The sequence below is a fragment of the Sphingobium xanthum genome (genome assembly GCF_019737615.1).
GTDB lineage: Bacteria > Pseudomonadota > Alphaproteobacteria > Sphingomonadales > Sphingomonadaceae > Sphingobium > Sphingobium xanthum.
On record NZ_JAHKKS010000008.1, the window covers coordinates 181,251 to 202,122 of the forward strand.

23 protein-coding genes are annotated in these 20,872 nt (G+C 65.5%); 8 read left to right on the forward strand and 15 right to left on the reverse strand.

The window, feature by feature from the left end; genetic code table 11:
- Positions 1-16 precede the first annotated feature (16 nt).
- From KM135_RS14105 to KM135_RS14115, 3 genes are read left to right on the forward strand one after another with little or no spacing between them, the layout of a single operon-like run.
- Positions 17-667, forward strand: a complete 651-nt coding sequence (locus KM135_RS14105; RefSeq protein WP_221714649.1) for an SCO family protein — start codon at positions 17-19, stop codon at positions 665-667.
- The gene (locus KM135_RS14110) at positions 664-1,089 is read left to right on the forward strand and encodes a YcgN family cysteine cluster protein (RefSeq protein ID WP_221714650.1); all 426 of its coding nucleotides are present in this window, start codon (positions 664-666) and stop codon (positions 1,087-1,089) included. The genes KM135_RS14105 and KM135_RS14110 overlap by 4 nt, the downstream gene beginning before the upstream one ends.
- Positions 1,070-1,783, forward strand: a complete 714-nt coding sequence (locus tag KM135_RS14115) for a M48 family metallopeptidase (protein ID WP_221714651.1) — start codon at positions 1,070-1,072, stop codon at positions 1,781-1,783. Before KM135_RS14110 ends, KM135_RS14115 begins: the two co-directional genes overlap by 20 nt.
- 7 nt (positions 1,784-1,790) lie before the next feature.
- Here KM135_RS14115 and KM135_RS14120 read toward each other — a convergent pair whose 3' ends face one another.
- The 3 genes from KM135_RS14120 to KM135_RS14130 all read right to left on the reverse strand — a co-directional run bounded on the left by KM135_RS14120 (position 1,791) and on the right by KM135_RS14130 (position 4,796).
- Entirely contained in the window at positions 1,791-3,860 is a 2,070-nt protein-coding gene (locus tag KM135_RS14120) for a transglycosylase domain-containing protein (RefSeq protein WP_221714652.1), read from the reverse strand.
- A gap of 87 nt (positions 3,861-3,947) precedes the next feature.
- The gene (gene msrB, locus KM135_RS14125) at positions 3,948-4,346 is read right to left on the reverse strand and encodes a peptide-methionine (R)-S-oxide reductase MsrB (protein WP_221714653.1); all 399 of its coding nucleotides are present in this window, start codon (positions 4,344-4,346) and stop codon (positions 3,948-3,950) included.
- Positions 4,347-4,397: 51 nt separating this feature from the next.
- Positions 4,398-4,796 carry a GFA family protein gene (locus KM135_RS14130; protein ID WP_221714654.1) on the reverse strand — a complete coding sequence of 133 codons (399 nt, stop codon included), beginning with the start codon at positions 4,794-4,796 and terminating at the stop codon, positions 4,398-4,400.
- A 181-nt stretch (positions 4,797-4,977) separates the two neighbouring features.
- Here KM135_RS14130 and KM135_RS14135 point away from each other — a divergent pair, with 181 nt between their 5' ends.
- Together KM135_RS14135 and KM135_RS14140 are read left to right on the forward strand one after the other, a co-directional pair.
- Positions 4,978-5,373: a DUF6152 family protein gene (locus tag KM135_RS14135; protein ID WP_221714655.1), complete on the forward strand. Its 396-nt coding sequence runs from the start codon at positions 4,978-4,980 to the stop codon at positions 5,371-5,373.
- Between the two features lie 5 nt (positions 5,374-5,378).
- Positions 5,379-6,143, forward strand: a complete 765-nt coding sequence (locus KM135_RS14140) for a hypothetical protein (protein WP_221714656.1) — start codon at positions 5,379-5,381, stop codon at positions 6,141-6,143.
- Here KM135_RS14140 and KM135_RS14145 read toward each other — a convergent pair.
- From KM135_RS14145 to KM135_RS14175, 7 genes are all read right to left on the reverse strand, one after another.
- Positions 6,140-6,418, reverse strand: a complete 279-nt coding sequence (locus KM135_RS14145) for a TehB family protein (protein WP_221714657.1) — start codon at positions 6,416-6,418, stop codon at positions 6,140-6,142. The genes KM135_RS14140 and KM135_RS14145 overlap by 4 nt on opposite strands.
- Before the next feature lies 1 nt (position 6,419).
- Entirely contained in the window at positions 6,420-7,106 is a 687-nt protein-coding gene (locus KM135_RS14150) for an alternative oxidase (protein ID WP_221714658.1), read from the reverse strand.
- Positions 7,107-7,139: 33 nt separating this feature from the next.
- Positions 7,140-7,538, reverse strand: coding sequence for a group III truncated hemoglobin (locus KM135_RS14155; RefSeq protein WP_221714659.1), 399 nt, complete (start codon positions 7,536-7,538; stop codon positions 7,140-7,142).
- A gap of 153 nt (positions 7,539-7,691) precedes the next feature.
- Positions 7,692-8,669, reverse strand: coding sequence for a DNA polymerase III subunit delta (locus KM135_RS14160; protein ID WP_343228198.1), 978 nt, complete (start codon positions 8,667-8,669; stop codon positions 7,692-7,694).
- 7 nt (positions 8,670-8,676) lie between these two features.
- Entirely contained in the window at positions 8,677-9,162 is a 486-nt protein-coding gene (gene lptE, locus KM135_RS14165) for an LPS assembly lipoprotein LptE (RefSeq protein WP_221714660.1), read from the reverse strand.
- Positions 9,162-11,687, reverse strand: coding sequence for a leucine--tRNA ligase (leuS, locus tag KM135_RS14170; RefSeq protein WP_221714661.1), 2,526 nt, complete (start codon positions 11,685-11,687; stop codon positions 9,162-9,164). The genes lptE and leuS overlap by 1 nt, the downstream gene beginning before the upstream one ends.
- A 51-nt stretch (positions 11,688-11,738) precedes the next feature.
- Complete coding sequence (locus KM135_RS14175) at positions 11,739-12,194, reverse strand: DUF3576 domain-containing protein (RefSeq protein WP_221714662.1); 456 nt, start codon at positions 12,192-12,194, stop codon at positions 11,739-11,741.
- Positions 12,195-12,549: 355 nt separating this feature from the next.
- Between KM135_RS14175 and KM135_RS14180 the strand changes: the two genes are divergently transcribed.
- Positions 12,550-13,299 (forward strand): hypothetical protein, encoded by a 750-nt coding sequence (locus tag KM135_RS14180; RefSeq protein WP_221714663.1) that lies wholly within the window; start codon positions 12,550-12,552, stop codon positions 13,297-13,299.
- 9 nt (positions 13,300-13,308) lie between these two features.
- Here the strand turns inward: KM135_RS14180 and KM135_RS14185 are convergent, their stop codons facing one another.
- Entirely contained in the window at positions 13,309-13,851 is a 543-nt protein-coding gene (locus KM135_RS14185; RefSeq protein WP_221714664.1) for a DUF6886 family protein, read from the reverse strand.
- Positions 13,848-14,417 carry a thiamine phosphate synthase gene (locus tag KM135_RS14190; protein WP_221714665.1) on the reverse strand — a complete coding sequence of 190 codons (570 nt, stop codon included), beginning with the start codon at positions 14,415-14,417 and terminating at the stop codon, positions 13,848-13,850. Before KM135_RS14190 ends, KM135_RS14185 begins: the two co-directional genes overlap by 4 nt.
- Before the next feature lie 22 nt (positions 14,418-14,439).
- Between KM135_RS14190 and KM135_RS14195 the strand changes: the two genes are divergently transcribed.
- A complete protein-coding gene (locus KM135_RS14195; RefSeq protein WP_221714666.1) occupies positions 14,440-15,132 on the forward strand; it encodes a YggS family pyridoxal phosphate-dependent enzyme in 693 nt (230 codons plus the stop codon).
- A gap of 87 nt (positions 15,133-15,219) precedes the next feature.
- Here the strand turns inward: KM135_RS14195 and KM135_RS14200 are convergent, their stop codons facing one another.
- Both KM135_RS14200 and pdeM read right to left on the reverse strand, forming a co-directional pair.
- Positions 15,220-18,045, reverse strand: coding sequence for a TonB-dependent receptor (locus KM135_RS14200; protein WP_425517044.1), 2,826 nt, complete (start codon positions 18,043-18,045; stop codon positions 15,220-15,222).
- Between the two features lie 143 nt (positions 18,046-18,188).
- Entirely contained in the window at positions 18,189-18,857 is a 669-nt protein-coding gene (gene pdeM / locus KM135_RS14205; protein ID WP_221714667.1) for a ligase-associated DNA damage response endonuclease PdeM, read from the reverse strand.
- A 127-nt stretch (positions 18,858-18,984) separates the two neighbouring features.
- On the opposite strand from pdeM, the gene trhO reads away from it, so the two are divergent.
- Positions 18,985-19,782 carry an oxygen-dependent tRNA uridine(34) hydroxylase TrhO gene (gene trhO, locus KM135_RS14210; RefSeq protein ID WP_221714668.1) on the forward strand — a complete coding sequence of 266 codons (798 nt, stop codon included), beginning with the start codon at positions 18,985-18,987 and terminating at the stop codon, positions 19,780-19,782.
- On the opposite strand, the gene KM135_RS14215 is transcribed toward trhO, so the two are convergent.
- Positions 19,756-20,826: a retropepsin-like aspartic protease gene (locus tag KM135_RS14215; protein ID WP_221714669.1), complete on the reverse strand. Its 1,071-nt coding sequence runs from the start codon at positions 20,824-20,826 to the stop codon at positions 19,756-19,758. The genes trhO and KM135_RS14215 overlap by 27 nt on opposite strands.
- Positions 20,827-20,872: the final 46 nt, after the last annotated feature.

Here is a 20,872-nt window from a genome sequence, read left to right on the forward strand (position 1 = left end):
GCCCCAATAGCAGGGCATGGCTGGCCCTGTCATGAACAAAGCCGGCAAAAATTCTCTTTTCCTTTCCGTGGCTCTGGCGCTCGCGGCCTGCCAGGGCGGATCGCCCGGCAACAATGCCGAGGTCGCCCAGGAAGGGAACCTCATCGGCGCGAGCATCGGCGGCGATTTCACCCTGACCGACCAGGACGGCAAGAGCGTCCGCTGGGCCGATTTCGCCGGCAAGTATCGCATCGTCTATTTCGGCTACACTTATTGCCCGGACGTCTGCCCGCTCGATCTGCGCGACATCATGGCCGGCTACCGGATGCTGGAGAAGGACGATCCGGCCAAGGCCGCGAAGATCCAGCCGATCATGATCACCGTCGATCCGGAGCGCGACACGCCGCAAGTGCTCAAGGCCTATGTCTCGGCTTTCCACAAGAAGCTGATCGGCCTCACCGGCACGCCCGAGCAGATCGAAGCCGTGAAGAAGGCCTTCGTGGTCGTCTCCAGCAAGGAAGGGGACGAAAAGGCGACGCAGGACTATCTCGTCAATCATTCGCGTACGCCGTTCCTGTTCGATCCCGACGGCAAGCCGATCGCGCTGGTCCCGATCGGCGCCGCGAGCGCCGAGGAAGCCGCCTCCGCCAAGGCCGTGCGCGATTTCCTCGTCCAGTTCGTGCGATGAACTTCTGGGAAGAGCCCCTAGAGACGCTCGACCGCGCGCAATGGGAGGCTCTGTGCGACGGCTGCGGCAAATGCTGCCTGCACAAGGTCGAGGATTTCGACACCGGCCGCATTTATCCGACCAACGTCGCCTGCCGCCTGCTCGATACCCAGACCGCGCGCTGCTCCAATTATCGCCATCGCCGCGCGTTCGTGCCCGATTGCCTGCGCCTGACCCCGGCCAAGCTGGACGGCATCAACTGGCTGCCGGAAAGCTGCGCCTATGTCCGTCGCGCGCGGGGCAAGCCGCTGCCGGAGTGGCACTATCTCGTTTGCGGCGACCGCGAGGCGATCCACCGTGCGGGGCAGAGCGTGCGCGGCCGCGTCATTTCCGAAGCGCTCGCCGGCGATCTGGAGGACCATATTGTCGAGCAGCCGCTCTGAGCATCCGCTCGCGCTGGCCGATGGCGCGGTCATTCCCCTGATCATCCTGCGGCACGCCCGCTCGCGCCGCATGAAACTGCGCTTCGACGGGCTCGCTGATCGCGCGCTGCTGACCATTCCCGCCCGGACGCCGATCCGCTCGGCGCTTGCCTGGGCGCAGGAGCAGCAGGGCTGGGTGGCCCAGCAGCGTGGCCGCGCGGGCGGCGCCGTCCAGCTCGCCGCCGGTGCGCAGGTGCCGGTTGAGGGCGAGATGCTGCGCATCGTGGCGACCGGCCTCCCCGGCCGACAAATCCGCTGCGAGGCAGGCAGCCTGCTTGTCGGCGGCCCGGCCGATCTTGCCGGCATGCGGACGCTGCGCTGGCTCAAGGCGCGGGCCAGGACAACGCTCGAACAGGAGACGCGAGCGCTCGCAACCCGGCATGGGCTACCACTCGGTCGCGTGTCGATCGGCGATCCGCGCGCGCGCTGGGGCAGTTGCTCGGCGCGCGGCGACATTCGCTACAGCTGGCGGCTCATCCTCGCGCCGCCGCATGTCCGCATCGCCACCGTCGCGCACGAAGTCGCGCATTTGAAGCATATGCATCACGGCCCGGATTTCCACGCGCTCGTGCGTGCCATTTCGCCGGCCGATCCGGACGTCGCGCGCGCCTGGCTCCGCCGCGAAGGCGCGGGGCTGCATCGCTACACAGTCTGAGTGACGCTCAGGGCTGCGACGGCGTCGGCCGCGGGCTGGGGCTTGGGCGCGCCGGTTGCTGGCGCGGATTGCGGCCCAGCACATCGTCGATCCAGCGCTGATCGATCCGCTGCGGGGCGGTCGCGGATGGCACGCCATCGCCTTCGTCCCCGCCGGAGCGATCCTCCTCCTGGCCCGCCGAAGGCAGCGGCATGCCATCCTCATCGACCATCATGCCATTGTCCGGCTGGCCATAGGCTTCCTCGTCCGGCTCCAGCTGCCACTCGGGCAAGGTGACCTCGGTCTCGAACTTCTCGACCGGCCGGTTCGCCGTCGCGACCTTCATATAGGCCGCGAAGGCCCGCGCCGGTGCGCGGCCGCCGGCAAGACCCGGTATGGCGCGGTTGTCGTCACGCCCCATCCACACGCCCGTGGTGAGGCCGCTCGAGAAACCGATGAACCAGCCATCCTTGTTGCTGGTGGTGGTGCCGGTCTTGCCCGCGACCGGTCGGCCGATCTGCGCGGCGCGGCCAGTGCCGGTGTTGACCGCGGTCTGCATGAGGTCCGTCATGCCGGCCGCGACCCACGGAGCGACTAGCACGCGGCTGGTGTCGTCCTTGTGCTCGTAAAGCACTTCGCCATCGGCCGTCGCGACCTTGAGAATGCCATAGGGCTTCACGGCAACGCCCTTGCGCGCCACGCTGGCGAACGCCTGAGTCATGGCGATCACATGCACCTCGGACGTGCCGAGCACCATGGAGGGATGCGTGTTGATCGTCGTCGAGATGCCGAAGCGCCGCGCCATGTCGGCAACCGAGGCAAAGCCCACTTCCATGCCGAGCTTCGCGGCGATCGTGTTGATCGAGTATGCAAAGGCCGTCCGCACGTCGATCTCGCCGACATTCTTGCGATTGTCGTTGCGCGGGCTCCAGCCGTTGATCGTGACCGGACTGTCGTTGACCGCCGTTTCGGGCGTGTAGCCGGATTCGAGCGCGGTGAGATAGACGAACAGCTTGAAGGACGAACCGGGCTGGCGCTCCGCCGTCGTCGCGCGGTTATAGTTGGAACTGATATAGTCCAGCCCGCCGACCATCGCACGCACCGCGCCATCGCGATCGAGGCTCACCAGCGCACCCTGCGCGCCGCCCGGCACATTGCCCTGGATAGCCGCGACGGCCGCGCGCTGCAGCCGCAGGTCGATCGTCGTGTAGACGTCGATCGGCTGCTCCTGCTCATCGACCAGAGTGTCGAGCTGCGGCAGCACCCAGTCGGTGAAGTAGCGCACAGAATCCTGCGCCTTTTCCGGGGCCATCTTGACGCTGTCGAGATCGACGGCGGCGCGCTCGGCCGCCGTGATGTCGCCATTGGCCCGCATAACGTCGAGCACGACGCCGGCGCGTCCGGCAGCGGCTTCGGCGTCGGCTGTCGGCGAATAGGCCGAAGGTGCCTTCACCAGACCGGCGATCACCGCCGCTTCGGCAAGGCTGAGACTGGTCGCCGGATGATCGAAGAACTTCCGGCTCGCCGCATCCACGCCATAGGCGCCGCCGCCGAAATAGACCTTGTTGAGATAGAGCTCGAGAATCTGGCGCTTGGAGAATTTGCGCTCCAGCGCCAGCGCGAGGATCATTTCGCGCAGCTTGCGACCCGCAGAATAGCTGTTGTTGAGGAAGATATTGCGTGCGAGCTGCTGGGTGATCGTCGATGCGCCCTGGAGGCGGCGGCCTTCGCCGCGCCTTATGTAGCCCATATAGACGGCGCGGGACATGCCGATCGGGTCGATCCCCGGATGCATGTAGAAGCGCTTGTCCTCGACCGAGACCAGGGCGCGGGTCATGATCTCGGGAATCTGATCATAGCTCAGCCAGCGGCCATAGCTCGGCCCGAGCGACACGATGACGGTGCCGTCCGCGGCGTGGACGCGGATCATCTGCCCGTTGGGCGAGCTCTTCATCGATTCGAAGCTGGGGAGCGACTGCATGGCGATCACGACCGCGATGGCGAGCGCAATGAAGCCGCCGATGCCGAGCGCCAGTCCAATCTTGATGAGCCGTATCGTCCAGAGTTTCACGCGACTCATCGTCTGTGCCTTGGCCATGCCTCGCCCTGCTTCGCGTTCATCTCGCGCATGACGTACAAGCGCCTGCCGCCTTTACAAGCGCTGAATGGGGGCAAGGCCTGAGAGTCAGTCCTGGCCGGACTCGAAGTCGAGCGAGGCGCTGTTCATGCAATAGCGAAGGCCCGTCGGCCCCGGCCCATCGGGGAAGACATGGCCGAGATGCCCCTCGCAGCGTGCGCAGCGTATCTCGACGCGCCGCATGCCGTGCGTCGTGTCCATGATTTCCTCCACGACACCGTCCTCGACGGGCGCGGTGAAGCTCGGCCAGCCGGAGCCGCTGTCATATTTGTGGCCGCTGTCGAACAACGGCAGGCCGCAGCCGGCGCAGTGATAAATACCCTGCGCCTTGTTGGCATTATACTCGCCGGTAAAGGCGCGCTCGGTGCCATGCTCGCGCAGCACATGATATTGCTGCGGCGTCAGGCGTTCGCGCCATTCGGCGTCGGAAAGATTGAGCTTGTCCATGGCTGCGAATATCGGGTGCGGGCGAGGCAGCGTCAATGGGAGGACAGGTGTTCAGCCCGGTCGCTCGTCGAAATAGCCGACATCGGGCTCGTCCCGGTCCCAATCGGCTCTGGACGCGCAGAAGATGTGCGTGCGGATGCCCTTGCCGAGCGGCTCATCGAGCGTGCCGGCCGTCACATAAATATTCTTCTCGTCCGTTTCGGCAGGCAGCGGCGTGCCGCAGGTCTTGCAGCGCGTCATCGTGTAGCTCTCGCGCAGCTCATAGGTGACGCCATGATCCTCGCCGCGCAGCCAGCGGAACCGCTCCCTCGGCACGATCAGGATCGCGATGCCGCCCGCGCCGGTCGCCTTGCGGCAGAGCGAACAATGGCAGATCCATACACCGCCGATCTCGCCCTCGATCTCATAGGCTCTGGCGCCGCACAGGCAGCTTCCCGTTCGAACTGTCATCGCGGCTCCTCGCTGCACTGGGTCGCAGCATCGGCGCTGTGCGCGGCCGCGTCAATCTGGCAGGGTGGACGCTGGCGGACGGTGGATCGTTGACATGCGCTTCTAAAGTTGTAATTCTCAATAATTATTGAGAGCAACGATTGAGCACGGAATGAAGGTGTACAAGAGAGGAAAATCGAAAATGGCCCGACCATCGTTTGCGGCGGCCTGCCTGATTGCCATGCTTGGTGGCCAGATGGCGCAGGCGCATCACAGCTTCGCCGTGTTCTTCGACTCCGACCGGATGGTGAAGCTCAAGGGCACCGTGACGGCCTTCCACTTCACCAACCCGCACGGCATCATCGCCTTCGACGTGACCGGCGCGGACGGCAAGGTGCAGAAATGGCGCGCCGAGACCAACGCGCCGGTGATCCTGATGCGCCGCGGCTGGACGCGGGCGAGCATCAAGCCGGGCGACGTCATCACGATCGACGGATGGGCGGCGCGCGATGGCAAGCCCTATCTGCGGTTGAGGCAAGCGCATGATGCCACCGGCAAGATGATCGGTCAGGCGCCGTTCGGTCAGTCGGACGGCTGATGCGGATGCCCGCCCGCCTTCTCCCGGCGCTCCTGGCGCTTGCCCTGCCGGCATCGGCCATCGCGCAGGAGCATCCCGATCTTTCGGGCTTCTGGATGCTGTCCATGCCGCTGCCCGCCAATGATAGCGCGTTGATCGCCAAGCTGCCGCCCGATACTGCGGTGATCGACGATACCGGCGTCGCGGAATTTCCGGTCAACGTCTATGGCGGACTCGAGCTCAAGCCTGATGCGCTGGCTGCCGCGTCGAAATGGAAACCCGCCGACGAGATGAGGCTCTCGCGGGTCTGCGCCGCCCCCTCGATCATCTATTCTATGCAGGGGCCGTTTCCGTTCGAACTGCACCAGTCGCCGCAGATGATCGTGATGAAATACGAATATTTCGATCAGGTCCGCATCATCTTCATGGACGGCCGGGCGCATCCGCCCGCCGATGCTCCGCACAGCAAGATGGGCCATTCGGTCGGCCGATGGGACGGCAAGGAGCTGGTGATCGACACGACGCATATCGCGCCCTCCACGATCACCAACAACGGCCTGGATCACAGCGACCAGATCCACATGGTCGAGCGCTACAAGCTCTCCGATGACGGCAAGACTTTGCTCGCGACGCAATGGTTCGAGGACAAGAGCGTGCTGGAGAACAACGGCGCCCGCTTCATCGCCTGGACCAGACAGCCCGGCCAATATATCTACGGTTATGATTGCGATCCCAGCGTTGCGCTGGAGTATGAGCAAGCCGAGGCGCCGGCGGAGGCGAAACAGCCCTAAGCGCCATCGGGCGGCCGGTCATAAAAGTCGACCTGCATTGTCATGTGGCCGAGCGGCGTCACGAAATGCGGTTGTTCGGGCTGTACGATGCCCGGATGATCGGCGTCCAGGATGACGTCGGAGGCCGGATCGAGATAGGACAGGCGCACTTGCCCCGCGGTGACGCGGATGATGCCCCACACGCCCGCCTTTGTCGAATGGCGGGCGCGCAGGGCAGCGGGTAGCGTCTCTTCGTCGAACATGGGTGTCGAACGATAGGGGCGCACGGCGCTCATCTCAGGCCGCCATCCGGATGTCGTCGGCATGCGCCGGATAGGGCGCCGCTGTGACGGCAGGAGCAAGGCCGGCCAGCTCGCTGGCAAAGCCATGATTGATGTCGCGATGATGAGCCTCGTCCGCCCGAACGACCAGCACGACATCGCGCAAGGTCGCGTCATCGGCCAGCTTCCAATAGTGGCGGGCAATGGCGGGTGCCGGCACATTGGCGCTGCGGCCCTCGTCGATCTCGGCGAGGTAGAGCGTGTAGCTGATCACCGCTTCCTCCTCGAAATAGCCGACGACGCGGTGCGCGGTGCGCGCGCTCACGAGATAGAGCGCGAAGAACGCCAGATAGAAGACCCACTGCACGGCGAGGATGACGAAGCGCTCGAACAGGGTCGGCTTGGCGATCTCGATGAAGGTCATGAGATGCATGCGCTCATTCTCCGCTTCCTCCATGAGCGTGCGGATCCAGCCCTTGTCGTCGCACATGCGGCGCAGGCACTTGAGGTGATTGATCGTGGCGCCGACCATGCCCGGCACGGCCGCCACCGTCTCCAGCACGATGGCGCGGTGCCCGTAGCGCTTGGCGAAGAAGGTATCGGCCGACCAGCGCAACATCTTGGTGAAGCCGAGCGCTATGCGATCGGCAAGGTCATGGGGTTTGTGATAGACGTTGAGGTCCACGAGCGGAATGTCAGTCATGGCAGCTTACTCCGTAGATGATGGTCCGTCGCTTCAGGCGGGCCGGATGGCCGGCTGGTCGTCCAGCCGGAAAAACATGGCGAGCTGGAGGCTCTGGGCGATGCGCGCGGCGCGGTCCTGAAGTGCGGCCGCCGCTTCCGGCACCATCAGCTCGTCTGTGGTGCGGGCCCAGAGCGCCAGCCAGCGATCGAACAGGGCAGGCGTGATGCGGCTCTTGTGCTTCATATGTGCCGGCACCGGTTGTCCCTTGTAGCGACCGCTGGTCAGCATGACGGACGACCAGAAGGCGGCCAGCTTCTCAAGATGCTCGGGCCAGTCGCCGATCGCGTCATTGAAAACGGGACCGAGGGAAGCGTCGGCGCGCACGCGGGCGTAAAAAGCATCGACAAGCCGCGCGAGCCCATCGTCATTCAGTTGCAGCAGCCTGCTCATCGTCCGTGTCCCAAACCCTGGTCTGTGTCGTTGGCCGGCTTTCTAGACCGGCGACCGGAGCGCAACTATTGGGAATGTTACGGATATTGTCCGTCGCCATCGGAGGAGGGGCTGGCGACGTCTTGTACCGGGAAGGGCAACTTCGACTGAAGCTCAGCGCCCGCGCGCGGCCAGCCTTGCAACGTTGACCAGTTCCTGCGCCAGCACCACCTCGCCGACCATGTGCGACAGGCGGCTGGTGCGCTCGGCTTCGGCCATGCGGACGATCGCCTTGTCGAGATCGTCGCCGCGCAGGTTGGTCGGCTCGTCGCCGCGGCCGCCGAAACGCTGGCCCTGGCCGTTCTGCGCCTGGGAGAGGCCGACGGCGCGCTGGAGGGTGATGCGCAGCAGGCCGGCGAGCGATCCGCCGCTCTGGCGCAGGTGCGCGATCTCATGCTCGGTGCCGCGCACATTGCCCGAGAGGACGACCATGGCCGCCTTGAAGAGCTGCTGCTCGCCGCCTTCGGCTGCCAGCGCGTCCAGCACTTCGGCGGTCGCTGCGCGCGGTTCTTCGGGCGTCGCATCCAGATAGAGCGCCAGCTTCTCGATCTCGCTCGCCAGCAGCCCGCGCTCGCCGCTGGTGATCTGGACGAGGCGGCGCGCCAGATCGCCCGGCAATTCCAGTCCCAGTTCGCGGCCCATATTGACGGCGAGCTGCTCGGCATTGCGGCCTTCCGGCGCATAGCTGATGATCGCGACCGCCGCCTTCTGTCCCTCGACATAGGTCAGCAGCTTGCTCGTCTTGCGCAGATTGCCGGCGATCATCACCACCGGATCGCCCGCCGCTGTCGCTTCCATCAGCGCCTCGACCGCGGGTAAGGATTCCTCGCCGGCCGGGTTGACGCGGATCCAGCGCTTGTCGCCGAACATGGAGATGGACGCCGCCTCGTCCGACAGGCGAGCGGGATCGCTGCGGAGGGTCGGCCCGTCGAGATCGATCCGCTCGGCGCCCTGGCCCATCGCCTTGCCGAAGCGCGCGGACAGGGCTTCGCTCCCGGCTTCATCGGGACCATAGAGCAGATAGAGCCGGATATTGGCGGCGGGCGCGTCGAGCGCCTTCAGCGCGGCGGCATTGTCCGCGCGCAGACTCACCGCAACGTCATTCCTGCGCGCCGAGCGCGACGCGGGCAAGCACCCGGTCGGCGACGATCTCGGTCAGCCGCTCGAGCGCGCTGTCTTCCGCCGCGACGGTTGCATATTCGCTCGACGCCACGTCGATACCCGCGTCCCAGCCCGTGGTTTCGTCAAGCACGGTCTGGCCATTGCTGTTGTCGACCAGCTGATAACGCGCGCGCAGGGTGCGACGCTCGCGCGTCACCGTGTCGTCGGCACGCACGCCGAGGCCCTCGATACGATCATCGAGCTGCACCTTGAGCAGATAGCGCGGGCTGCCTTCGCCCATGGTCTTCAGCCGGTCTTCCAGCGCATTGCGCATCAACCAGCCGCCCTTGCCGGGAATCGCCTCGATCGAGACGCTGGCCAGTGCCTGCGCTGCCTCGCCGCTGCGCCCGCCCGCATAGAGCGGCTTGAGACCGCAGCCCGAAAGGCTCGCGAGCAGCAGGAGCGGGAGGGCGGCGTGGCGCATCAGACGACCAGATTGACCAGGCGATCGGGCACGACAATGATCTTCTTGGGCGTGGCGCCATCGAGCGTACGCACGACGCCGGGCGCGGCGAGCGCGAGGCTCTCCAGCGTAGCCTTGTCGGTGCCCTTGGGGACGATGAGCGTATCGCGGAGCTTGCCTTGCACCTGCACGGCTATCGTCACTTCATCGTCGACCAGCAAGGCCGGATCGACGGACGGCCACATGGCGTCGGCAACCAGTCCTTCTCCACCCATTTCCGCCCAGGCTTCCTCGGAGAGATGCGGCGTCATCGGGGCAACGAGGAGCGCCATGGCGCGGATCGCCTCGGCCTTGGTCGCACTCGGCGCGGCCTTCTCGATGGCATTGGCCAGCTCGTAGATCTTGGCGACGGCCTTGTTGAAGGCGAGCGCCTCGATATCCTTGGCGACGCCTGCGATCGTCTGGTGCAGCTTGCGCTTGAGGGCCTTGTCCTCGCTGCCGTCGCCGCTTTCGCCGATCTGGCCGAACATACGATAGAGACGGTTCACGAAGCGCCAGGCGCCTTCGATTCCGGCCTCGGTCCAGGGCAGATCGCGCTCCGGCGGGCTGTCCGACAGCATGAACCAGCGCACTGCGTCGGCGCCATAGCGCTCGATGATCTCGTCCGGGTCCACGACATTCTTCTTGGACTTGGACATCTTGACCACGCGGCCGACCTGCGCGGCCTCGCCGGTCGCGAGCATCGTCACCTTGCCGCCCTCGACGCGGACTTCCTCGGGCGCGAGCCAGCGGCCGTCCGGCGCCTGATAGGTCTCGTGCGTCACCATGCCCTGCGTGAACAGGCTCTCGAACGGCTCGGCGACGCCGATCTTCTGGATATGCTGGAGCGCGCGCGTCCAGAAGCGGGCGTAGAGCAGATGCAGGATCGCATGCTCGATGCCGCCAATATATTGCCCGACCGGCATCCAGCTTTCCGCCTCGGCGCGATCGAACGGCTGATCGCTCGGCTGGCTGGCGAAGCGGATGAAATACCAGCTCGAATCGACGAACGTGTCGAGCGTGTCCGTCTCGCGCACGGCTGCCTTGCCGCATTTCGGGCAATCGACATGCTTCCATGTCGCGTGCCGATCGAGCGGATTGCCGGGAATCTCGAAGCTCACATCCTCGGGCAGGACGACGGGCAGCTGGTCCTTGGGGACCGGCACGACGCCGCAGGCCGCGCAATGGATGAACGGGATCGGCGTGCCCCAGTAACGCTGGCGCGAAACGCCCCAGTCGCGCAGGCGCCAGACGGTCGTACCCTTGCCCCATTTGCCGGCTTCGGCACGGGCGATGACCTCGGCCTTGGCCTCTTCCACACCCATGCCATCCAGGAAGCGGCTATTCACCAGCTTGCCGGGGCCGACATAAGCCTCGTCATGGATCGGCGCGGTCTCGTCGCCCTGCGGCGCGACGACGCGCTGCACGGGCAGGGCATATCTGCGGGCGAAATCGAGATCGCGTTGGTCATGCGCCGGGCAACCGAAGACGGCGCCGGTGCCATAATCCATCAGCACGAAATTCGCGACGTAGAGCGGCAGCTTCCAGTCAGGATCGAGCGGGTGGATGACCGAGAGCCCGGTGTCGTAGCCCTTCTTCTCCTGTGTCTCGACTTCCGCAGCGGCGGTGCCGGTGCGGCGGCATTCCTCGGCGAAGGCGGCGAGATCGGCGTCATTCTGCGCGAGGGCCAGCGCGATCGGATGATCGGCGGCGATCGCGGCGAAGCTGGCGCCGAAGAGCGTGTCGGGGCGGGTCGAGAAGACTTCCAGCGTCGAGATGCCGTCCACCGGCTTATCCAGCGCGAAGTGGAACTGCATGCCGACGCTCTTGCCGATCCAGTTCTCCTGCATCAGCCGGACCTTGTCGGGCCATTTGTCGAGCTCGCCCAGACCCGCCAGCAGGTCGTCGGCGAAGTCGGTGATCTTGAGGAACCACTGCGAGAGCTTGCGCTTCTCGACCAGCGCGCCCGAGCGCCAGCCGCGCCCGTCGATCACCTGCTCGTTGGCGAGCACGGTCATGTCGACCGGGTCCCAATTGACCGCGCTTTCCTTGCGATAGACGAGGCCGGCCTCGTAGAGATCGAGGAACAGCGCCTGCTCCTGGCCGTAATAATCCGGCTCGCAGGTCGCGAGCTCCCGGCTCCAGTCGAGCGCGAAGCCGAGGCGCTTCAGCTGCGCTTTCATCGCCGCGATATTGGCGCGCGTCCATTCGCCGGGATGGACCTTCTTCTCCATCGCCGCATTCTCGGCCGGCATGCCGAACGCATCCCAGCCCATCGGGTGGAGCACGTCATGCCCCTGCATGCGACGGAAACGCGCCAGCACGTCGCCCATCGAATAGTTGCGGACATGGCCTATGTGGATGCGCCCCGAGGGATAGGGGAACATCTCCAGCACATAGCTTTTGGGCGCACCTTCGCGCACGCCGGCCTTGAAGCTCTGCCTGTCATCCCACACGGCCTGCCAACGGGCGTCGGCAGCAGCGGGGTTGAAGCGTCTGTCGCTCACGATATTTGCCTCATGTCACGAGCCCGGCGCGAAGCGGCCGGGCGCGACCCGTCAGCCCTCGCCGCCAATCGCGCGGCGGCGCAGATCGCGGGCCCGGGTCAGGATGATCTCTTCCAGCTTCTGGGTCGTCGCGGCCTGCACGGGCGCATCGATCCATTCGCCGTTGGTCAGCGTCTGGCGGCTCGCCGCGACGCGCAGCGCATCGGCCCGAAGATCCTGATCGAGGATCGTGACCGTGAGCTTCATGCGCTCGTTGGTGGAGCCCGGATTGATGTACCAGTCGGTCAGGATCACGCCGCCGTTCGAATCCGTCTGCAGGAAGGGCATGAACGAGAGCGTCTCCAGGCTCGCACGCCAGAGATAGCCGTTGACGCCGATGCTGGTGACGCGCGACGCCGCGATATCCGCGCGCGGACGCTCCTTGCCGCCGCCGCATCCCGCGAGCAGGCCGCAGGAAAGAGCCAGCGCGAGGCCGCTTGTCAGTCGCTTATGTTCCCTAAGAACCATGTCGTTCCATTCCTGTGCTTCCGGTCTGGCGCCGGACACCCTGTCGATCAGCCTCTATAGTGGACGATGTCCGGGGCACAAGTGGCCGTTTCCGGGCGGCGGCTTCGCCGGACTTACCCGAGGAGGCACGGTCTCCTGCCTCGCCCGTCGCGAACCAACAGTTCGTCGCCATGAGGGTTGATTCCTTTGAGGAGACCACGCAAAGGCCGAGTCGGAGGGGTTCGGCATTCGTCGAGCCGGCCGTGACTGTGGATAAATAGTCACGCCGCAGGGCAATTCGCCCCGCTCGCTGGTTCCGGTGCTTCCCTCATGATAAGATTTGTTGTCTCTTCGGAGTCGGATCAGGAGTCTTCAAGTGCGTGTGACGAGGGGCATGATTGCAGGACTGGGCGCGATTGCCGCCGCCGGTTCGCTTGCCCTGACGCCGGCACTTTCCGCGGTTCTCGGCGCGATTTCCCCGAAGAAGCCGGAAGTGCCCGTGTCGCTCCAGATGCTCGGCAGCATCGGATCGTTCACGCCCGTCACCAATGACGACAAGCTGGCGAAGGCCTATGCCAAGGCCGCGCGCGAATCGCAGAGCCGTGGCTTCCGCTTCACGCCGGCGAGCGGATCGGTGAACGGTCGCTCGCTCACCATTCTCGTCCGCGCGCCCGGTCGTGCGCTGGAAAGCGCGCGTGGCGAGCGCATCCTGCCCAATCTGGGCCTGGCGCCGGTCGCCTATCGCCTCGGCGTGACCAAGGGACTGGAGCGCTTCTCGGCGGGGACCAAGCTCGACCCGGCGATCCCGGATCCGGTGATCGAGAGCAAGATGGTTGAGCCGTTGCCAAGCTATACGCTGCGCCCGAAGAAGGATCGCTTCTCGGCCAATATCCTCGTTCAGGATCGCGAGGCGACGGTGGCCTCGCCGGCGGAAGATTCGCCGCAGACCCTCGGCACCGAGAAAAGCTATGCGGTCGATCTGTCGAGCAGCTACTCGCTGACCCGCAACCTGAACGTACAGGCCGGCGTGCGCTACAAGGGGCCGAGCAATCGCCTTGCCCCGACGCTGACCGATCAGGCGCAGGACAGTCAGGCCGTCTACGTCGGCACGACCTTCAAATTCTGAGAACCAGCTTTAGGACCAGCCGTACTCTGCGTTGCGCAGGCGGATACCGCTTGTGTGCAGGCTGGTCTCCCACAATGTCTTGAGCGGACGTAGATCGGCGACCGGGCGAAGCTCGACATCGAGCGCGGCGAGGCGTTCCGGCAGGTTTGACACTGGCTCGACCCGATTGGGTGCGACGGCTTCTCGCGAAATCCACATGCCGGCTTCCAGCGCCTCAAACGATGCGGACGGCAAGCCGTAGCGAAAGAGTGTCGCGCTGCGCAACCGGTCGAGCCAGCCCTGCTCGACATAGGCCAGCATCCGCGCCGGACCGCCGGGCCAATAACGCACCAAATCGTCTTCGCCGGTCGCATCGGTCGGCCAGACGAGGATGCGCGGGCAATCGCGCGGGAAGAGATACATGGGCTGGTGCCAGGCATCGATCGCCCAGACCAGCGGTCCGTTGAGCCACTCCATGCCGGGCACTCGTGCCGCCGGTGTCGCAACGGGGCGCGGGGTGAAGCGGGCAATGTCGCCCTGCTCGCTGAAATGGAACAGCTCCGGCGCGCTCATAGCGACCGAGTCAGTCCGTCGATCGCGGCAAAGCCCGCCGCGCCGAGCTGGCGCAGAAGCGCTGCATGGCGCGGCCGGACGCCGCCGAGTGCGATCACTGGAACGGACGAGCATCGGGCGATGGCGGCGAAGCGCGCGGCGCCGAGCGGGCACGCGCCGGGGTGCGAGCGGGTCGTGAACAGGGGTGAGAGCAGCACGGCATCGGCCCCGGCGCGGATCGCGGTGCGCAGTTCGGGGAGATTGTGAACGGGCACGCTATGCAGCCAGGGCTTGCCGGTCGTGGTTCGGCGATTCTCGCCATGATGGCCATCGGCGCGCCATGTTCGCGCCGTCGCTTCGTCTCCGGCGCGGAGGATTTGCAAGCCCCGGCCCCGACCGGCACGGCGGATACGCGCGAAGAGATCGCGCCGCGCCGTTTCGTCCAGCGAATAGTGCCGCACCACCACTGCCGACCCGCGCGGCAGCCGGGCGATCGCGCGCAGCAGCGCGGCGTCGCTCACCCGCTCGTCCGTCATCAGCCAGACGGCGGGAACATGCCTGCTCGTTTTGCCTTGGCCTTGCCGCATGGCGCCTCTTATAGCGGCGCCGATGAGCGAGGATAGCAACCAGACGACAGCAGCGGCCGAGCGGCTCGCCGCCGTGCGCGAGACGATCGCGCGCACCGAGCGCATGGCCGGCCGGGCGGCGGGATCGGTCGCGCTCATCGCGATCAGCAAGACGCATGAGGCGGATGCGATCCTGCCGCTGATCGATGCCGGGCAGCGGCTGTTCGGCGAGAATCGCGTGCAGGAGGCGCAGGCGAAATGGCCAGCGCTGCGCGAAACTCATTCCGACATCGCGCTGCATCTGGTCGGCCAGCTCCAGTCCAACAAGGCGGAGGATGCCGTTGCTCTGTTTGACGCGATCCATTCGGTCGATCGTCCCTCATTGGTGAGCACGCTTGCCAGGGCGATGGACAAGACCGGCCGGCGCCCGGAGTGCTTCATCCAGGTTAATATCGGCGAGGAAGAGCAGAAGGGCGGCTGCGCCATCGCCGAGCTGCCCGCTCTGCTCGCGGAAGCGCGCGCCGCCGATCTGCCGGTCGTCGGCCTGATGGCCGTGCCACCCGCGGACGTGGAACCCGCGCCCTATTTCGCCTTGCTCGACAAGTTCGCCCGCGACCATGGCCTGCCTGGCCGATCCATGGGCATGTCCGGCGACTATGAGACGGCGATCATGCTCGGTGCGACCCATGTGCGCGTGGGAACGGCCTTGTTCGGGGTGCGACCCAAGATCGAGTGAACGAGAAAGTCGCGCGAACCGTTTCCGATCGCCGCGTTCAGCACCACCGCAACCCCTCCTCCGAAGAGGAGGGGTTGAAGATAATCGTCAGAACTTGCCGCGCACCGTGATCCCGTAAGTCCGCGGCTCGGCGAGATAGGCCGAGAAGAGCTGGTTCGACATCGTACCGAACCGGCCGAGCTGCGAGGTCGACTGGTTGTTCGGGCCGGAGCTTTGCAGCGGGCTGTTGAAAGCCACCTGCGTGTAGCTGCTGTTGAAGATGTTCTGACCCCAGAACTCGATCGCCCAGGCCTGGTTGGGGCCGCGAAGGCCGACACGCGCATTGGCGACGATATAGCCGTCCTGCTCCTTCTCCGGATAGAGATCCGAGCCGGTGTTGTAGTCGCTGGTCATGCGGCCATCGATGTAGAACAGGCCCGAATAGCCCGAGCCGCCGAATTCCGGTGTCCAAGCGACGCTGGCCGTGGTCACCCAGCGCGGCGCATTGCTATTGTCATTGCCCTCGAGCAGGAACAGCGCCGGATCGAGCGGCTGCGTGCCGGCGGCATTGCCGACCAGCTGATCGGCGAACTTGGCGCGCGTATAGGTGACACCTGCCGTCCAGCGGAAGTTGCGGGCCGGCACGACATAAGCCTCGATCTCGACGCCGCGGCTGATGAGGCCGGGCTTCGTGTCGGAGCAGGTGCCGTTGGCCGCCTTGGCGCTCTTGCAGCCATTGATGTTCTGCACGACGAAGCTGGTGCCGTTGAACGTGTTCAGCTGGAAATTGCTGAACTGCTGGAGGAACAGGGCGGCATTGACGCCCCATTCGCGGCGATTGACTTTCAGACCGAGCTCGAACGCATCCACCGTCTCGGACCCGAAGGCGAGGCTGGATGCATCCGCATTGGTGCGCGGCGAGAAATAGGTGATCGGCGAGATGGCCGGCGAGACGCCGCGATTGCCCAGCTCGAAGCGGTCGAGATTATAGCCGCCTGCCTTGTAGCCGCGCGAATAGCTGGCGTAGAGCAGCAGATCGCGGTTCACCTTGTACGAGAGTACGCCGGTCCCGGAGAACTCGCCGTCGCTGAAGCTGTCCTTCAGGCTCAATGCATTGATGCTGGTGCTGGAATTGCCGAGGCAGCCGAGCGTCAGGATGCCGCCGGCAAGTGCAGCCGCCGAGCCGAGCGCCGGGGTCGAGGCGAGCGTCGGCAGACTTGTCGCCTGTAGCGCGGCGCAGGTCGCATTGTTGTTATTGAGCGATGCCGAGAAGCGCTTGCTCTCATTGGTGTAGCGAACGCCGATTGTCAGATCGAGGCCCTGCGCCAGATGGAAGATATTGTGCGTGAAGAGCGCCCAGTTCTCGCTCTTCTGGAAGTAGCGCGTATCGACGTCGCCAGCGCCCGACGGAATGCCGGAGAGCGCGGTAAGACCGGCGCCCAGACCACCGGAAATCGCCGCCGCCTGCACAGCGCCGACCGCCGGGGTCAGCGCCGCGTTCAGCGCCGCCTGCGTGCCGGCGATGAGATTGCCGACATCGGGTGTCAGCGGATTGCCGTCAATCGGCGCTGCGCAGAGCGAAAGCTGCGCCGCCGAGAGATTGCTGGTGTTGCTCGCGCCCGCCATGAGGCGGCAGGCCGCGAACCGACCATAATCCGCTCCGAAGCGGATATTGTCGCGCAAGGTCAGGTCTTCGTTGGCGTAATAGCCGCCGACCAGCCAGTCGAGCATCTCGCCGAAGGCCGATCCCTGCAGGCGCAGTTCCTGCGTGAAGGTCTTGAACTGGCGGTACGTGTTCGGATCGCGATAGAGCAGGTCCGCCGTCGCATAGTCATAGTCGCCATAGTCGGACGACTTGTAGTTGCGATAGGCCGTGATGCTGGTGAGCTTGGCGCCGCCGAAATCATAGTTGATCTCGCCGGAGATTCCCCAATCCTCGAGATCGCTCACATAGTTGCGGCCCGGCGTGATGCTGACATTCCGGGCATAGGGATCCTGCGTGTAGGGCGTCGCACCATTGGGGAAGCGCGTGCCGAGCGCCGTCAGGACGTTGACGATGCGGTTGCTCGCGCTTTGCGTATAGTTACCAGGATTGGTGCCCGTCTCCTCGCCCGCGTCGATATAGACGGCACCGCAGCAGCTCTCGTCGCGATTGGTATAGTCGCCGATCAGGCGGATCGAAAGATCGCTCGACGGCTCGAACAGCAGCTGACCACGCAGGAAGTAGCGGTTGCGGTTGTTAGTCTCGTCGATCTGTTGGTTGGACGCATTGACGACCTTGAGGAACCCGTCGCGCCGCGAGAAGACGCCGTCGATGCTGGCGGCGATCGTCTCGCTGAGTGGGCCGGTGACGCGGCCGGACGCCCGCCAATATTCGTAATTGCCGTAAGTCACCTCGCCGCTGCCACCAAAGGTGAAGCTCGGCGCCTTGCTGACGATGTTCAAAAGGCCAGCCGAGGCGTTGCGACCGAAGAGCGTGCCCTGCGGGCCGCGCAGCACCTCGATGCGCTCGATCTCGCCAAGCTCGGTGAGGCCGGTGCCGGTGCGCGAGCGATAGACGCCATCGACGAACACGGCGACCGAGCTTTCGAGGCCCGGATTGTCGCCGACCGTGCCGATGCCGCGGATGCGGGCCGTGCCGTTCGCTTCCGAGCCGGTCGAGGAAACCAGCAGCGAAGGCGCGAGCTGATTGAGCTGGCGGATGTCGCTGGCGCCGCTGTTCTGCAGCGAGGCTGCTGTCACGGCCGAGACAGCGATCGGAACGTCCGACAGCGGGCTGGCGCGACGGGTGGCGGTGACGATGATGTCGCCGGCGGATTCCGCTTCGTCGGCGCTCGCCGCGTCCGCCGCGGCGTCTTGAGCGAAGGCGGGAGTCGCGAGCGCGCACAGAAGCGCGGCGACGCTGGCCGAGGCGAACATCGAAGGCCTTTGCATAGGGTCTCTCCTCATTTTGTTTTCCGGCGCAGCAACGCCGCAATTGTCACCGTCATACGCGAACCCCAATCCCGCTGGAAATCCCCCTTTTCGCGTGACTTGTGCGCTGTTGCGCTAATGTGACACTTGGGCTCGGCCCGTCGTCAGGCAGGCACGGAGAAACGCAACAGTCGATCCGATACGGGGATCAATGCCTCGCTTTGGCCGACCAGCGTGCGGATGACCGGTGCCGCTGCGTCAAGGCCGCCGGTCAGCGACCCGAATGCGGGGATGATGAGCTTGCGCGCGCCCAGAACGAAGCAGCGGCGCGACACGGAGCGGCCGCGCAAGCTCAGCCGCCACTTGGGATGGAAATGGCCGGAAATCTCGGGATCGCTCTCGCCGCGCAGCGCCTCGTGTCTTAGAATGACGCCATCGATTCGCATTTCCTCGATGGTTTCGCCGCCCAGTTCCGGCGCCGGTCGGGGATCGTGATTGCCGGTGATCCAGGTCCATCGGCAGCTTCCGGTGAGTTTCGTCAAGCGCGCGCGGATGCTCTCGTCCATGCGGTCGGTCGCGTCCATGTCGTGAAAACTGTCGCCGAGGCACCAGATCTCGCGCGGCGCCGTCTGACCGATCAAAGCATCGAGTGCGTCCAGCGTCGCCCGGCTGTCATATGGCGGCAGCATCTGCCCGCGCGCGGCATAAGCGCTCGCCTTCTCGAAATGCAGATCGGCGACGATCAGCGCGTCTCGCTCGACCCAGTAGAGCGCGCCCTGCGGAAAAGCGCGCCAACGCTGGCCGGCAAAATCGAAGGAGGATGCGTCGCTCACCGCCAAGCTATGCGCCGCCGCCCGCCGCCTTTCAATGCGATTTCGAACAAAGGCAGAACTTGGCAGCGCGCGACCTGGTCGCAGCGCCGGTTCTCATCCGGCCAATAGTCGGCTAAGAGCGCGCGCCATGTCGTCCGCTCCCATTCGCGTCGCCGCCTTCTATCGGTTCGCGCCCATTACCGCGCCCGAGGTGCTGGCGCAGGCTCTGCGCGGCTTGGGCGCCGAGCAGGGCCTCAGTGGTTCGATCATCCTGGCGCATGAGGGCATCAACGGCACGATCGCCGGGGCGCCCGACGCCGTGAACGCTCTTTTCGCCCGTCTGCGCGCCGAGCCGGGGTTCGCCGAGCTATCCGCGCGCGAGCATGACGCGCCGGAGCATCCCTTCGCCCGCTGGAAAGTGAAGGTGAAGCCCGAGATCGTGACCATGGGGCAGGGCGACATCGACGCCGCCGGTTCGGCGGGTGTGCATGTCGTGCCGGCCGACTGGAATGCGCTAATCGCCGATCCCGACACGATCCTGATCGACACGCGCAACGACTATGAAGTCGCCATCGGCAGGTTCGAGAGCGCGATCGATCCCGGCACGCGCGCATTCGGTGATTTTCCCGACTGGTTCGACGCGCAGGCGCCGGATTGGCTGGCTCAGGGCAAGCGCATCGCCATGTATTGCACCGGCGGCATACGCTGCGAGAAATCGACCGCCTTCGCCCGCGCGCGGGGTTTCGGCGAGGTCTATCATCTCAAGGGCGGCATCCTCGCCTATCTCGCCGAGATCGAGGAGCGCGACAGCCTGTGGCGCGGCGAATGCTTCCTGTTTGATGAGCGCGTATCGATCACGCATGGCGAGCAACTCGGCGAGTCCGAGCTTTGCCTGGTCTGCGGCCAGCCGGTCAGTGCGTCAGGGTACCACGCCTGCCGCGCGTGATTGCGCGGCTGCCATCTGCATCGGGATGTCGCCACGCGCGCCCTGCTTCAGGTGGAAATCGACATGGCGATTGCCGAAGTCGATCGAGACCATGTCGAACAGGCGCAGCATGCGCATGCCGAGCAGCATCGCCGGCTTGTCGTGTAGCTCCAGCTCCTCAAAGGGCGCCGCGTCCAGGAAGACCATCGGCACATTCTCCAGAACCGCCGACCCGATGGTGAGCTTGCGCACCACCGTGAACTGCGCTGGCACCTCGATGCCGGTGACGGCAGTCAGCGTCGTCGGCACTGGCGGGATCACAAGCTTCTTGAGCTTGAGGCTGTTGAACAGCGCCATGTTGCCGACGCTCATCTCGGCGCCGGTGTCGAGGATCACATTGACCTTGCGCCCGTCGATCTTCGAATCGACGAGGATGAGCTGGCCGAACTTGCTGCGCGCCTGCACGACGATCGTGTTGGGATCGCTGGACGGCGTGCGGCGGCGGCTCTTGCCGACATCCATGCGCCGCGCCTTGAAGTCGAGCGTCAGGCGCTTGTCCTTGAGGCTGTCGAGACCGATGAGCCCGGCACTGCCGAGATCGCTGCGATCGATGGCGAGGGCTTCCAGCCCCTCGACGGCATGTTCGCCGAATCTGAGACCGCCGAGCTGGACGGTGTTGACCGTGACGCGGCCGGCCATGCTGACGATCTCGACCGGCGCGAGCGGCGGCAGCGCCAGCCGCTGTGCCAGTTCGGTCGCGACGATCGTCCGCTGCGACCCCGTATCGATCACGAAATCATAGGTGCCGCCGGCGCCGATCTGTACTGGCATGGTCATGCGGCTGTCATAGTCGCGGCCCAGATTGACCTGGCTCTCGGTCAGCTCGAACGCTCTGGGATCGAGCGCCTCCGCCGGATTGCTTGGCGTGATGACAAAATCGGTCGGCCCGTTCGGGGCCACGCTCTGCATGGGCGGCGCGAGATCGACAGGTGATTGTGCGAGCGCGCCAGCAGACGACAGCAAAGCGGCGAAAGCGACCAGGGTCTTGTTCTTGCGGATCAGCATCAGCTTACCCCTCCATCGGCACAGATTATCACGTTCGCGGGCCGCT

Coding starts and splice junctions, on each gene's coding strand:
- KM135_RS14105 (WP_221714649.1), top strand. CDS start 17: ATGGCTGGCCCTGTCATGAACAAAGCCGGCAAAAATTCTCTTTTCCTT.
- KM135_RS14110 (WP_221714650.1), top strand. CDS start 664: ATGAACTTCTGGGAAGAGCCCCTAGAGACGCTCGACCGCGCGCAATGG.
- KM135_RS14120 (WP_221714652.1), bottom strand. CDS start 3,860: ATGGCCAAGGCACAGACGATGAGTCGCGTGAAACTCTGGACGATACGG.
- msrB (WP_221714653.1), bottom strand. CDS start 4,346: ATGGACAAGCTCAATCTTTCCGACGCCGAATGGCGCGAACGCCTGACG.
- KM135_RS14130 (WP_221714654.1), bottom strand. CDS start 4,796: ATGACAGTTCGAACGGGAAGCTGCCTGTGCGGCGCCAGAGCCTATGAG.
- KM135_RS14135 (WP_221714655.1), top strand. CDS start 4,978: ATGGCCCGACCATCGTTTGCGGCGGCCTGCCTGATTGCCATGCTTGGT.
- KM135_RS14140 (WP_221714656.1), top strand. CDS start 5,379: ATGCCCGCCCGCCTTCTCCCGGCGCTCCTGGCGCTTGCCCTGCCGGCA.
- KM135_RS14145 (WP_221714657.1), bottom strand. CDS start 6,418: ATGAGCGCCGTGCGCCCCTATCGTTCGACACCCATGTTCGACGAAGAG.
- KM135_RS14150 (WP_221714658.1), bottom strand. CDS start 7,106: ATGACTGACATTCCGCTCGTGGACCTCAACGTCTATCACAAACCCCAT.
- KM135_RS14155 (WP_221714659.1), bottom strand. CDS start 7,538: ATGAGCAGGCTGCTGCAACTGAATGACGATGGGCTCGCGCGGCTTGTC.
- lptE (WP_221714660.1), bottom strand. CDS start 9,162: ATGCGCCACGCCGCCCTCCCGCTCCTGCTGCTCGCGAGCCTTTCGGGC.
- KM135_RS14175 (WP_221714662.1), bottom strand. CDS start 12,194: ATGGTTCTTAGGGAACATAAGCGACTGACAAGCGGCCTCGCGCTGGCT.
- KM135_RS14185 (WP_221714664.1), bottom strand. CDS start 13,851: ATGAGCGCGCCGGAGCTGTTCCATTTCAGCGAGCAGGGCGACATTGCC.
- KM135_RS14190 (WP_221714665.1), bottom strand. CDS start 14,417: ATGCGGCAAGGCCAAGGCAAAACGAGCAGGCATGTTCCCGCCGTCTGG.
- KM135_RS14195 (WP_221714666.1), top strand. CDS start 14,440: ATGAGCGAGGATAGCAACCAGACGACAGCAGCGGCCGAGCGGCTCGCC.
- KM135_RS14200 (WP_425517044.1), bottom strand. CDS start 18,045: ATGCAAAGGCCTTCGATGTTCGCCTCGGCCAGCGTCGCCGCGCTTCTG.
- trhO (WP_221714668.1), top strand. CDS start 18,985: ATGTCGTCCGCTCCCATTCGCGTCGCCGCCTTCTATCGGTTCGCGCCC.
- KM135_RS14215 (WP_221714669.1), bottom strand. CDS start 20,826: ATGCTGATCCGCAAGAACAAGACCCTGGTCGCTTTCGCCGCTTTGCTG.